This window comes from Metabacillus sp. KJ11-3, assembly GCF_055808295.1.
Genome location: NZ_CM147865.1, coordinates 1,160,072 through 1,172,795, shown reverse-complemented (window position 1 = coordinate 1,172,795; position 12,724 = coordinate 1,160,072). Strand labels below are relative to the sequence as shown.

Sequence of the window (12,724 nt, the reverse complement as noted above, 5' to 3'; positions counted from 1 at the left end):
TTGCATAATACAGTTATGCTCATTGTCATAATCGGTCGTTTACACATAAGTTTCGTTCGACAATGATTTCACCCCATTGTTTAACGCATTAAAGCTGACGCATATTAAAGGGTTAAATTCTATCATTCTAGTATTGAATATGAGACTTGCATATTTTTCTGTATACTTTTTATCAAAATAATAATCAATATAATTTCCTTCTTGGTTCGACTATATAAAAAAAGCGATGGGTCGTAGTGGTTCTACTTCCCATCGCTTTTTATGATTCTTCATTATTCTTTTGTATTTTACGCAGAGTATTGACTCTTTCTTCATTTTCCTCAAAGTACTGAACTAAGTCTCCAATTCGGTCAATAGCATTCCAACTTAAATGATGTTCAATCCCTTCCACATCATCGTAAATCTTATCTTGATCAACACCGATTATTTGAAGAAATTGCTCCAAAAGTTCATGTCGATAAACTAAACGCTTACCTGTTTTCTTCCCTTTATTTGTTAAAACGAGACCTCGATATTTTTCGTATATGAGGTATTCATCTTTATCAAGTTTTTGAACCATCTTTGTAACAGAGGAGGGATGTACGGCCAATGCTTCGGCTATATCGGAAACTCGAGCATATCCTTTGTCTTCAATAAGTAAATAAATCTGTTCTATATAATCTTCCATACTTGGTGTTGGCATGTTGGTCCCTCCATATTCGCCGAACTTTTTAACGACATCATTACAATTTTACATGAGTTTGTTAATCATGACAAGTTATGGTTGTATTGCAGGAAAGAAAAGGACCTGACATTGTCAGATCCTTTAAACAGATTACAATCCACACTTTAATTGTGCGCCACAGCTCGTACATGTATTACAGCCGCCCAAATCTTCAACTGTACCTTCACGACAAACCGGGCAAGTATTACCAACTTCATTCCCAATCGTTACATCTGTTGAACGAAGATCATTGATTGTATCAACAAGAACCACTTTCCCTTTTTCCTTTGGTTCTACTTCTTCATTTTCATCAAATGTATTTTCTTCAGCTTTTAGTGTCAAAACTTGTGTATCACGGCTACCGTCTACATAGACTGTACCGCCTTTTGCTCCACCTTTGTACAGGCGCTCATACACTTTTTCTACCTGATCAACAGAATAGCCCTTTGGAGCATTAACTGTTTTACTAATAGAACTATCAATCCAACGTTGGATGACACATTGTACATCTGCATGTGCCTCAGGAGCTAATTCCATTGCGGATACAAACCATGACGGTAGGTTGTTTGCATCTGCTTCTGGATGTTGATCTAGATATTCCTGCACAATATCTGCCTTTACTTCAATAAATTTACCAAGTCTTCCACTACGGAAGTACGAGAATGAGAAGTAAGGTTCAAGTCCTGTTGCAACACCAACCATTGTCCCTGTGGATCCCGTAGGAGCAACAGTTAATAGATGTGAGTTACGGATTCCGTACTCTTTTACACCTTCTAGAATATCTGCAGGCATTTTCTGCATGAATCCTGTTTGGGTAAATGCTTCACGAAGGCGATTTGTTTCTGCATCTTCTTCTCCAACTAGGAACGGGAAGCTTCCTTTTTCCTTCGCTAATTCAATTGATGCACGGTATGCTGTTGTAGCAATTGTTTCAAAGACCTTATCAACTAATACATTTCCTTCTTCAGAACCATATTCTGTTTCACAGTAAATAAGAAGATCATGTAAGCCCATTACACCTAGTCCAACACGACGTTCGCCAAGTGCCTGGTGTTTGTTTTCAGGTAAGAAATACGGAGTTGCGTCAATGACGTTATCCTGCATTCTCACGCCAACTTCAACTGTTTTACGAAGCTTATCAAAGTCAACTGTTTTTGTTTCTTTATTCGCCATTTCAGCAAGGTTTACTGCTGCTAAGTTACAGACAGAATATGGTGCAAGTGGTTGTTCCCCACATGGATTTGTTGCAACAACTTGTTGACCATATGCCTTGGCATTTGTCATGTCGTTTGCATTATCAATAAAGAAAATTCCCGGCTCTGCTGAATATGTTGCACAGATGTTGATTAGATTCCAAAGTTCTTTTGCTTTAATTTTACGGTACGTACGTACTTTATAGCCTTGTTTTTTCCACTCACGTACATCCCCAACTTTGTGCCAGTTTTCATTGTATTCATTCATTTCCTTTTCATTATAGCTTTCTACATCAGGGAAACGAAGTTCATATTCAGCATCATTTTCTACTGCATCCATAAAATCTTTTGTTAACGTAACAGAAATATTCGCACCTGTTAAGAACTCAGAGTTGTGAACACTGTAAGTACCGCCAGTACGCAGCTTTAATTCAGCATCTTTTATAATTTTTTCACTAAATCCACCTGTTCCTGGAATTTGCTTGTAATTAATTATTCCTTGGTACATATCAATTTCCTGTTGTGTAAGTGGTGTGAACTTTAATTTATCCTGCGCATATTTTTTAATCGCTTCATCATTGGTGTTTTCAATAAGGAAACGTAGAATTCTAGGGTTTTGCATTTTTGAAATAATGAACTCAATAATATCTGGATGCCAGTCGGCAAGCATGATCATTTGTGCTCCACGTCTTGAGCCGCCCTGCTCAACCAGATGAGTTAATTTCGCAATATCATCCAACCATGATACAGAGCCTGATGATTTTCCGTTTACACCTTTTGCTAATGTGTTACGAGGGCGTAATGTTGATCCGTTCGTTCCTACACCGCCACCGCGACTCATGATCTCCATTACCTGTTTACGATGCTCAGAGATCCCTTCGCGTGAATCCTTCACAAATGGCATAACATAGCAGTTAAAATAAGTTACTTCTGTTCCAGCACCTGCACCATATAACACACGTCCTGCCGGAATAAAGTTTAAGTTAACAAGCTCTTGATAAAACTTTTCGAACCATTCTTGACGTTTTTCTTCTGTTTTCTCAACCGATGCTAATCCTGTTGCATTACGTTTTGCGATTTGTTCGTAAAAGATTTCAAGTGGTTTTTCAATGACATCTAACGAGCGTTTTACGATCCCTGTCTCCACTTCCTCAGGTTTATCTAATGAGTGCCTGTATTCTTCATCAACTAGCACATTTGCTGTTTTTGCTTCCCAATCAATACTCTTGATAAAGCCAAGCCCTCTTGCCGGGAATTTAGGGTCTTCCTTGATCGTTAAAACAACAAAGTCTCCTTCAGATAACGTAATTTTTTCCGTGTCTTTAAATGTGTAACGATCAAGCATAACAAGTCTCGAAACACCTTTATGTGTTAATTTCATATCGTTAGTAATAGGATGAACCTGCGGAAATGCAGAAATATCTTTGTTAAGCTTCTCCACATCAACGCTCATCTTTTGCTCAGTAACAACTGTCATTGTAACAACTCCTCTATCTATCTTTCTTGTAAATCTCCTGATTTAATTTATCATATACAACCCTACAATTCAATATATAGTGTTTACTTTTTGACGAATAATACTATATATAGTTTAAAGGTCAACTATTTCTCTTTTTGTCAAATGGAAAACTTATTAAAAAAAGAAGCTTTAACGAGATTTGTGATGGTTTTGACTCGTAAAAGGGGAATTTTGAAGAATTTTGTCACTTGCATCTATTTGAATGTATTAAAAACCTTTGAAATCAACGTTTTTAAATTAGACAGATAAAAAATTTCTTTCGTCAAATTTCTACAAACCTACCCTGCTAGAAGAAAATAGACGTAATCCTAAGATCACGTCTCTATCTTTTGAAATTCCATTCATCACTTTCATATTTATTTTTCGCAAGTTGATTTACATACTCTAGTTCTTCATCTGTTAACTTATAAGGCTCAAGGTCAATATCTAAACCTTTTTCAAAACCTTTCTTAAAAGCGTTTTTTGCTTCTTCAATCGTAACCGGTTCTTTTCTAAGACTATTCGTTGCAACTGCCTTGTTTTTGAATGCTCTTTGCATTCTTTCTTTTACACGATCGTTTGGATATTTAAATAAATTAAAAAGCAAATCCTCATCTAGATCCAGCAAAATTGATCCGTGTTGTAAGATAACCCCTTTTTGTCGGGTTTGAGCACTCCCTGCAACTTTACGCCCTTCAACAACAAGCTCATACCAGGAGGGAGCATCAAAGCAAACAGCTGACCTAGGTGATTTAAGACCTGCTTTCTCTTCATCAGTACGAGGAATAGCGAAGTACGCTTCAAGACCGAGATTTTTAAACCCTTCCAAAACTCCTTCTGAAATCACCCGATAAGCCTCTGTTACTGTCTTGGGCATTTCTGGGTGTTCCTCTGATACAATGACACTGTATGTAAGTTCTTGATCATGAAGAACTCCTCTACCCCCTGTTGGTCTCCTCACGAAGCCTAAACCATATCTTTTCACCGCTTCTAAATCTATTTCTTTTTCAACTTTTTGAAAGTAACCAATTGAAAGTGTTGCTGGATTCCAGCCATAAAATCGAATGGTAGGTGGAATCTTGCCTTCGCTATGCCATTCTAAAAGTGCTTCATCCAATGCCATATTAAATGCTGGAGAGCAGTTTCCAGAATCAATATATCTCCATACTTCTTTCGCCATGTTGTAACCCTCTTTGTTATTTTTTTTACATCCTAAGTCTAGCAGAAGTTTATTTGGAAGAAAATAATAATGCATACAACCTGATGACAATTTTCATAAGCTCTTATATAATAATAGAGGTCTGTATATTGAGTTCTTATGAGCTTACAATGATATAACCTATAAAAAAGGGGTCGAGGATATTGACAACATCAACCATTTTACTAATCATCGTAGCAGTTGCCCTGATTGCCTACATTACGTTTAATTTTTTCTATCAACGAAAAATTATGAAGCAACTTACAGAAGAAGAATTCCGTGCAGGCTATCGTAAAGCACAATTAATCGATGTTCGTGAGCCGAACGAGTTTGAAGGTGGACATATTTTAGGTGCTCGAAATATACCGCTTTCTCAGTTACGTCAACGCTACAAAGAAATCCGTCCTGACCAACCAGTTTACTTCTATTGCCAAAATACGGTACGAAGTGGCCGGGCTGCACAAATGTTAAAGCGAAAAGGCTATCATAACCTCCATTGTCTTAAAGGCGGTTTTAAAGGATGGACAGGGAAAGTAAAGAAAAAATAACTAAATAATGTATACAGGAAGCAACTACAACCTCATCTTCTTTCGTGTGGGTGAACTTGGGAGTTGCTTTTTCCTTTTCTTGAATTCATTTTTCTGTTCAAAATTTATAACATGTATCACATTTATCGACTTCAAAACCAAAAATAAGGTAAGATAAGAGATAGAAATAAAAATGTATTAGTTGTTGGAGGAATCAAGTCTTGATTATTGCCATAGTGTTTTTTCTATTGATGTCGTTTTTCTTATCCGGCAGTGAAACAGCACTTACTGCTGTAAACAAAATGAAATTAAAATCAAAAGCGGAAAACAATGATAAGAAATCACAAAAATTACTGAATTTCGTCTCAAAACCTGATGAAATTATCACAGGTATCTTAATTGGAAACAACATAGCTAACATCATGTTGCCGACCCTTGTTACAGTCATTGCAATTGAATATGGTATTAGTGTAGGTGTTGCTACAGGGATCTTAACGGTTGTGCTGATTATTTTTGCAGAAGTTTTGCCAAAGTCTATCGCTGCCACTTTCGCGGATAAGATCGCGTATATGGTTTTCCCGGTCATTCGTATCATCATTTTCATTTTAAAGCCATTAATTTTTCTCCTATCACGATTTACAAGAATGGTTATTAATATCCTCTCAAAAGAAGAAGGCAAAACCGCTTCAATTTCAAGAGAAGAACTGATTACAATGGTAAATATCGCTACATCTGAAGGAATCCTGCAAACAGATGAAACGAAACGGATTAAAGGTGCAATTGATTTCTATGATCTGGATGTTCGTGACGCACTAAAAGTACCAAGAACCGAAATTCAAGGGATTGCATCAGGTTCTACCTATGAAGAAACGAGAGATATTGTATTAGAAGGCCGTCATACACGATATCCGGTATATAAAGAAAGCATGGATGAAATCATCGGTGTTCTGCATGCTAAATCATTGTTAAATTGGTCTTTAGAGCCTCAAAAAAAACTGGAAGACTTTATGGATGATGATCCACTCTTTGTTTTTGAATTTCACTCGATCGAAACTGTATTCAAATTAATGCTAAAAAAGCAAAGACACTTAGCCATTGTTCTTGATGAATATGGTGGAACAAAAGGGATTATAAGCCATGAGGATATAATTGAGGCGATGATTGGTCAAGAAATTAAAGATGAAACAGATCAGGATGAAGAGATCCTAATTGAAGAAATAACAGACGATCATATTATATGTAATGGAAAACTGGCATTAAGACGTTTAAATGAAGTTTTCAAAACGAAGATCCCTGAACAGGAGGACATTGTGTCAGGATTTCTTCTGAAAGAATTAGGACACTTTCCTGTTGAAGGAGAATCCTACGATTACGAGAATCTGCACTTTATTATCATGAATGTTGAAGACAATAAGCTAAAACGAATTAAAATCGAGAAAAAGGTAGAAATGCCTGAACATACATAAAAAAGGTCGCGATTTAAAGCGACCTTTTTCATTTATCTGGCAAAGCTTAATATTTGTTTTATAAATCCTAATCCGGATTTATCTTGCTTCATTTTCTCTTGCTTGTATTGATGATCTCTTACAAATGCCAAGAATCGCTCTTCACGCTCATCTGTTTTTCGTTGTGCTATTTCTCTTTCCTGATGAACTTCTTCTTTAAAAGACTCCCTTTCCGCCTCAGCTGTCACCTCTAAACTTGTAATCATATCTTGAAGATCTGAAAATTCAATCCGTGCTACCTCTGTTTGTAATTTAGCTGTTTCACTGATTTTCTCTGAAACCGATGAAATCACATTTTTCTCAAGCAAATCAAGTCGTTCATCCATCTCAAATACAAACTGAACTTGTTTGGATTCAATAAATGAAGTGATTTTTGACAGAGTTGCTTTCAGCTCAGCAACATCAGCCTGATCCAAGCTTTCTTGAGCTGGTGAACTTACGGATTGCTGCTGCAGAAGTTGTTTAATCGTCTCATTATCTAAATTTCTATCTTTATACGCTTTAATCTTTTGGAAAAATTCAATGTTCTCTCCAGTAAATAACCGCATATTCTTTTCATCTCTTTTTATGGTGATAAGTTCACAAAAGTCTTCCTCCCACTGTTTTAACACAAATGCTTTTTCGCCGATTAATGCGGCCGCTTTTGAAATCGTTATATATTTTGCTGCCAACCTGAACACCAACCTTTGTCTATTTTCTTAATACTACTAGTTCTACTAATCATGTACTCAATTCCTCCCTCTCGACAAAGGTTCTAAAAACTAGCCATAATGTTTGCAGATTAACATTATTTCGGCATGAATTGTATGTTTAAGACAATGTACGACTGCCTTACAACTATCTGTGAATATTGTATAAGAAGAAAGTTAATATAAAATAGGGTATTATGTATGATGTAGAAGATTACAATGAATGGAGAAATATGAAATGATCAACAAAATAGATTCTTTAGAAAGCTTAATTAAGATAATCCCTGTTATAAAAGCAGCCGTTCCAGCTGATTTATCCATAGCAGTTTGTGATTTAGAGCAATTCCTTTCTTATCATCCAGGGGAACAAATCAACCTCAATATTAAGATCGGACAAAAAATAAATCCCGAAGAACCACTATCTATCGCAATCCGCGAGAAGAAGCGATTACAAGCCGATGTTCCTGCTGAATTCTATGGTTTTGAATTTACAGGTACAGCTCTCCCCTTTTGATGTTCACAATAACGTAATCGGAGGGATTGCTGTCCAAATTCGAAAGCAAACAGAATTAAAGAATATAGCTGAACAAATCGGACAAGCACTTTCTAAAGCGAACGATCAAATGAAAACTGTTGCTGAAGGTTCTCATATCCTCGCGAAGTATATACAAGAACTAATCATACAATCCACACAAGCTGGAGATAATGTAAAAGAGACTGATGTCGTATTAGCCATGATTAAGAAGGTTGCTGATCAAACAAATCTGCTTGGGCTAAATGCAGCAATAGAAGCAGCACGTGCAGGTGAAAAAGGAAAAGGATTTGAAGTTGTAGCAAATGAAATTAGAAAGTTTTCCAGAGAAACCGTTTCTTCTACCCAAAAGGTCAATGAAATTACGGGACAAATCCAAAAGGTAACAAAGCAAATGGCAGACTCAATTAAGGAAATGGATAAGATCGGTAGTGATCAAGCAACATCCATGCAGCAAATTTCCAACTCAGTAATAGAAATTGAACACCTTTCAAAACGTCTGAATGAATATGCACATAAATTATAATGACTTGAAAAACATTACAAAAAATGACCTACAAACAAAGTAGGTCATTTTCACGTTTATCGCTGATATTTTAAGATTGGCTTTCTTGCTGCCGTTGTTTCGTCCAATCTCTTTACAACAGTTGTGTGCGGTGCTTCCTGCACAACTTCTGGTGTTTCTTCTGCTTCTTTTGCGATCTGAATCATTGCATCAACAAATGCATCAAGCGTTTCCTTTGATTCTGTTTCGGTTGGTTCGATCATGATACACTCCTCAACGTTTAACGGGAAATAAATCGTTGGAGGATGATAACCAAAGTCAAGTAACCTCTTTGCAATATCAAGTGTGCGAACACCTAATTTCTTCTGACGTCTACCTGATAAAACAAACTCATGTTTACAATGTTGATTAAATGGGAGATCATAATATGGTGCGAGACGGCGCATCATATAGTTGGCATTTAACACAGCATATTCTGTTACAGCCTTTAAGCCGTCAGGACCCATTGTACGGATATACGTATATGCTCGGACATTGATCCCGAAGTTCCCGTAGAATGGCTTCACACGACCTATCGAATTAGGTCGGTTGTAATCAAAATGATAACCTTCTTCTGTTTTTATTAATACAGGCTTCGGTAAATACGGGATTAAATCAGCTTTCACACCTACCGGACCAGAACCAGGACCACCGCCACCATGAGGACCAGTAAATGTTTTATGAAGATTAAGGTGAACAACGTCAAATCCCATATCACCTGGTCTCGCTTTACTTAAAACAGCATTTAAGTTAGCTCCATCATAATAAAGCTTACCGCCGGCATCATGAACAATTTGAGCCATTTCCAAAATATGTGCTTCAAATAATCCCAACGTATTTGGATTTGTTAACATTAAAGCAGCTGTTTGATCATCAACTACACGGCGTAAATCCTTCAAATCCACTAATCCATTTTCGTCTGACTTAACTGTAATTGTCTCAAAACCTGCTACTGTAGCAGATGCTGGATTTGTACCATGTGCTGAGTCAGGAACAATGACCTTTGTTCTTTTCGTATCATTGTTTGCTTCATGATAGGCACGAATCATCATAAGACCAGTCCACTCCCCATGAGCACCTGCCGCAGGTTGAAGAGTAACTTCGTCCATTCCCGTAATTTCTTTTAAATGCTCCTGTAGATCAAATAGCAACTCCATTGCTCCCTGTACTGTTGACTCGTCCTGTAGAGGGTGGATATGTGCAAGACCTGCAATACGCGCAACATTTTCATTGATTTTCGGGTTATATTTCATCGTGCATGAACCTAATGGGTAAAAACCGGAATCAACTCCATGGTTCCGCTTCGATAAAGCTGTGTAATGTCTCATAATATCCAGCTCTGACACCTCAGGGAGCAATGCCTCTTCTGTACGAATATAATCAGCAGGAATTAGTTCATCTAATGACAATTCATCGACTTCAAGCTCTGGTAAGCTATACCCAATACGTCCTTCTTTGCTTAATTCAAAGATTAATGCTTGATCTTGATTACTCATTGTCATCCCCCAATTCCTTCACAAGTGTGTCAATTTCGTCTTTTGTTCGCAGCTCTGTCACCGCAATCAGCATATGATTTTCAAAAACTGGATCTACTTTTCCTAAATCATAACCACCTATGATGCCCTTTTCTAAAAGCTGTTTGTTGACCTCTGAAATAGGTTTAGAAAGCTTTATAACAAACTCATTAAAGATTGGTTGATCGAACGGAATCTCTAAACCCGCTTTTAAACAGGCTCTTTTTGCATAGTTGGCTTTTTGGATATTTTGAATCGCCATTTCCTTAACACCCTTTTTCCCTAAAGCTGTCATAGCTACAGAGGCAGCAAGAGCGTTTAATGCTTGATTTGAGCAAATATTAGAAGTCGCTTTATCTCGTCGAATATGCTGTTCACGTGCTTGAAGTGTTAAAACAAACCCGCGTTTTCCGTTTTCATCTGTTGTTTGACCAACAAGTCGCCCTGGAACTTTACGTAGTAATTTCGTTGTTACAGCAAAATAACCGCAATGTGGTCCTCCAAATGCTGTAGGAATTCCAAATGGCTGCGCATCACCTGCAACAATATCAGCACCAAACGCTCCCGGAGGTGTTAATGCACCTAAAGCAAGAGGGTTTGATGAAACAATAAACATACTTTTACCAGTATGTGCAACCGGCTCAATCTCTTTTAATGGCTCAATTGAACCAAAAAAGTTTGGATATTGAACTAAAACCGCTGCTACATCCTCATCCATTTCTTGCTTTAATGCCTCTATATCTGTTACACCGTTTTTAACAGGAACCTCGATCACTTCAATATATTGGCCTGCTGCATATGTCTTTACCACATCACGTGTTTCCGGATTAACAGCCTTCGAAATAAGGACTTTCTTCTTTTTGGTTTGTCCTGCTGCTAGCATTGCTGCTTCAGCCAACGCTGTTCCACCATCATACATGGATGAGTTCGCCACATCCATTCCGGTTAGCTCACAAATCATCGTTTGAAATTCAAAGATTGCCTGTAGTTCCCCTTGAGAAATCTCAGGTTGATAAGGAGTATATGCCGTGTAAAATTCCGAGCGGGATATCACATGGTCAACAATAATTGGCATGTAATGATCATAAACTCCTGCACCTAGGAATGAAGCATTCTTGCGTAAATCATTATTTTTTGCTGCAAGTTGTGATAATTCTTTAAGGAGCTCTGTTTCAGATTTTGCTTGTTTAATCTTATACTCTCCCTTAAAACGAACACTCTCAGGAATATCCTGAAAAAGCTCATCTACTGTTTGAACACCAATTGCTTGAAGCATTTCCTGCTTGTCTTGCTCTGTCATTGGTAGGTAACGATGATTCATAGCTAAAAATCTCCTCTCAGATTCCATTCGGATATATAAGTTAGCGTCATTATTTGGATCTTTTATAAAAAGGTGTAGCAACCACTTTAGCCTTTAAGCGTTTTTTCCTAATTTGCACTTCGATTTCTGTACCTAGTTGTGTAAATTCAGATTTTAGTAGAGCTAAACCAATATTCTTCTTTAAAGTCGGGGATTGAGTTCCTGTTGTAACAACACCTATTAATTCTCCACCTGCAAAAACCTCATAGCCATGGCGTGGAATCCCTTTTTCCAACAACTCAATTCCAATTAACTTACGAGCTGTTCCCTTTTCCTTTTGTTTCGTTAAAACGGCTTTTCCGTTAAACTCTGCTTCTTTGTTCGTTTTCACCGCAAATCCAATACCCGCTTCTATAGGAGTTATATCTTTTGATAGCTCTTGACCATACAAAGGTAACGCTGCTTCAAAACGTAATGTATCTCTGGCACCAAGTCCACATGGAATAACCCCTTTACTTTTACCGGCCTCAAGGATGTTTTCCCATAACGTTACAGCATCATTTGAATCACAATATAACTCAAACCCATCCTCACCTGTATAACCTGTTCTTGAAATTAGCACATCAACACCAGCAATTTTTATGCCATTCTTAAACTTAAAGAACTTGATCTCAGATAAATCTGTATCCGTTAATGTTTGGAGAACCTCTTCAGCCACTGGTCCTTGCAGAGCAAGAAGAGCATATTCTTCCGATTTGTTTACAATTGAGACATTCCCATTCTTATTGGATACTAGCCACTTCAGATCTTTTTCAATGTTCGAAGCATTAATCACAAGTAAATAATCATTTTCCGCTCTTTTATAGATAAGTAAATCGTCCACTGTTCCGCCATCTTCATAGCACATAGCTGTATATTGAGCGCCTCCAGACTTAAGTAGAGACACATCATTTGTTACAACCTTTTGTAAAAAAGCTAAACTATCTTCCCCTCGAACCTCGACCTCTCCCATATGTGATACGTCAAATAACCCTGCTTTTGTTCGAACTGCTTCATGTTCATCCTTAATAGAAGTAAATTGAACAGGTAAATCCCAGCCTCCAAAATCAATTGTCTTGGCACCATACTCTTTATAAAGATCGAATAAAGGTGTTCGATGTAGTTCTGACATGTGGACTACTCCTTCCGTTTTTAAAAAATGCATCAAAAAAAGGACATAGAACTCCCATTTACATATGGAAGTCTCTGTCCTTTTTACCTGAAAGTTTACCTTATGGATGATGATGACTAAAAAAAGACATACTACCACCTCATACGGCTTTCCCCTTTGGTAGTTTACGTGAACTCACGCAAACACTCTCCAGAGTCGCGTCAAATAAGAGTCTTTTTGCCTGAGAGATTCACAATTGTTTGCTCCTTCGGCGCTATAATTAGCTATAGTCTCTCCCCTTATTCTCATCCGCACATATTTTGTTTTTGTGTTGGTTATACTACTAAAACTTGAATTATGACATTTGACAT

Annotated in this window: 11 protein-coding genes and 1 riboswitch; of the genes, 4 read left to right on the top strand and 7 right to left on the bottom strand. The window is 37.4% G+C overall.

From position 1 onward, the window contains the following. Positions 1–259: 259 nt before the first annotated feature. The 3 genes from mntR to AC0L8O_RS06040 all read right to left on the bottom strand — a co-directional run bounded on the left by mntR (position 260) and on the right by AC0L8O_RS06040 (position 4,574). Positions 260–682, bottom strand: coding sequence for a transcriptional regulator MntR (mntR, locus tag AC0L8O_RS06050; protein ID WP_026558828.1), 423 nt, complete (start codon positions 680–682; stop codon positions 260–262). A gap of 132 nt (positions 683–814) precedes the next feature. Further along, positions 815–3,373: a vitamin B12-dependent ribonucleotide reductase gene (locus AC0L8O_RS06045; protein WP_473446974.1), complete on the bottom strand. Its 2,559-nt coding sequence runs from the start codon at positions 3,371–3,373 to the stop codon at positions 815–817. 364 nt (positions 3,374–3,737) lie between these two features. Beyond that, positions 3,738–4,574 carry a lipoate--protein ligase family protein gene (locus AC0L8O_RS06040; RefSeq protein ID WP_473446973.1) on the bottom strand — a complete coding sequence of 279 codons (837 nt, stop codon included), beginning with the start codon at positions 4,572–4,574 and terminating at the stop codon, positions 3,738–3,740. A 197-nt stretch (positions 4,575–4,771) separates the two neighbouring features. Between AC0L8O_RS06040 and AC0L8O_RS06035 the strand changes: the two genes are divergently transcribed. Next, a complete protein-coding gene (locus AC0L8O_RS06035) occupies positions 4,772–5,140 on the top strand; it encodes a rhodanese-like domain-containing protein (RefSeq protein WP_232230085.1) in 369 nt (122 codons plus the stop codon). Positions 5,141–5,340: 200 nt separating this feature from the next. Further along, positions 5,341–6,585 carry a CNNM domain-containing protein gene (locus AC0L8O_RS06030; RefSeq protein ID WP_473446972.1) on the top strand — a complete coding sequence of 415 codons (1,245 nt, stop codon included), beginning with the start codon at positions 5,341–5,343 and terminating at the stop codon, positions 6,583–6,585. Between the two features lie 32 nt (positions 6,586–6,617). On the opposite strand, the gene AC0L8O_RS06025 is transcribed toward AC0L8O_RS06030, so the two are convergent. Then, entirely contained in the window at positions 6,618–7,295 is a 678-nt protein-coding gene (locus tag AC0L8O_RS06025; protein WP_473446971.1) for a MerR family transcriptional regulator, read from the bottom strand. A 241-nt stretch (positions 7,296–7,536) separates the two neighbouring features. Here AC0L8O_RS06025 and AC0L8O_RS06020 point away from each other — a divergent pair, with 241 nt between their 5' ends. Then, positions 7,537–7,827: a hypothetical protein gene (locus tag AC0L8O_RS06020; protein ID WP_473446970.1), complete on the top strand. Its 291-nt coding sequence runs from the start codon at positions 7,537–7,539 to the stop codon at positions 7,825–7,827. Then, positions 7,772–8,371: a methyl-accepting chemotaxis protein gene (locus AC0L8O_RS06015; protein ID WP_473446969.1), complete on the top strand. Its 600-nt coding sequence runs from the start codon at positions 7,772–7,774 to the stop codon at positions 8,369–8,371. Before AC0L8O_RS06020 ends, AC0L8O_RS06015 begins: the two co-directional genes overlap by 56 nt. Before the next feature lie 56 nt (positions 8,372–8,427). Here the strand turns inward: AC0L8O_RS06015 and gcvPB are convergent, their stop codons facing one another. From gcvPB to gcvT, 3 genes are read right to left on the bottom strand one after another with little or no spacing between them, the layout of a single operon-like run. Further along, the gene (gene gcvPB, locus AC0L8O_RS06010) at positions 8,428–9,885 is read right to left on the bottom strand and encodes an aminomethyl-transferring glycine dehydrogenase subunit GcvPB (protein ID WP_473446968.1); all 1,458 of its coding nucleotides are present in this window, start codon (positions 9,883–9,885) and stop codon (positions 8,428–8,430) included. After that, complete coding sequence (gene gcvPA / locus AC0L8O_RS06005; protein WP_473446967.1) at positions 9,878–11,224, bottom strand: aminomethyl-transferring glycine dehydrogenase subunit GcvPA; 1,347 nt, start codon at positions 11,222–11,224, stop codon at positions 9,878–9,880. Before gcvPA ends, gcvPB begins: the two co-directional genes overlap by 8 nt. Before the next feature lie 49 nt (positions 11,225–11,273). Then, on the bottom strand, positions 11,274–12,374 hold the full coding sequence (gene gcvT / locus AC0L8O_RS06000) for a glycine cleavage system aminomethyltransferase GcvT (protein WP_473446966.1): 1,101 nt from the start codon (positions 12,372–12,374) through the stop codon (positions 11,274–11,276). Positions 12,375–12,572: 198 nt separating this feature from the next. Beyond that, a riboswitch (glycine riboswitch) is annotated at positions 12,573–12,662 on the bottom strand. Between the last annotated feature and the right edge of the window lie 62 nt (positions 12,663–12,724).

Coding starts and splice junctions, on each gene's coding strand:
- gcvPB (WP_473446968.1), bottom strand. CDS start 9,885: ATGAGTAATCAAGATCAAGCATTAATCTTTGAATTAAGCAAAGAAGGA.
- AC0L8O_RS06020 (WP_473446970.1), top strand. CDS start 7,537: ATGGAGAAATATGAAATGATCAACAAAATAGATTCTTTAGAAAGCTTA.
- gcvPA (WP_473446967.1), bottom strand. CDS start 11,224: ATGAATCATCGTTACCTACCAATGACAGAGCAAGACAAGCAGGAAATG.
- AC0L8O_RS06040 (WP_473446973.1), bottom strand. CDS start 4,574: ATGGCGAAAGAAGTATGGAGATATATTGATTCTGGAAACTGCTCTCCA.
- AC0L8O_RS06045 (WP_473446974.1), bottom strand. CDS start 3,373: ATGACAGTTGTTACTGAGCAAAAGATGAGCGTTGATGTGGAGAAGCTT.
- gcvT (WP_473446966.1), bottom strand. CDS start 12,374: ATGTCAGAACTACATCGAACACCTTTATTCGATCTTTATAAAGAGTAT.
- AC0L8O_RS06015 (WP_473446969.1), top strand. CDS start 7,772: ATGTTCCTGCTGAATTCTATGGTTTTGAATTTACAGGTACAGCTCTCC.
- mntR (WP_026558828.1), bottom strand. CDS start 682: ATGCCAACACCAAGTATGGAAGATTATATAGAACAGATTTATTTACTT.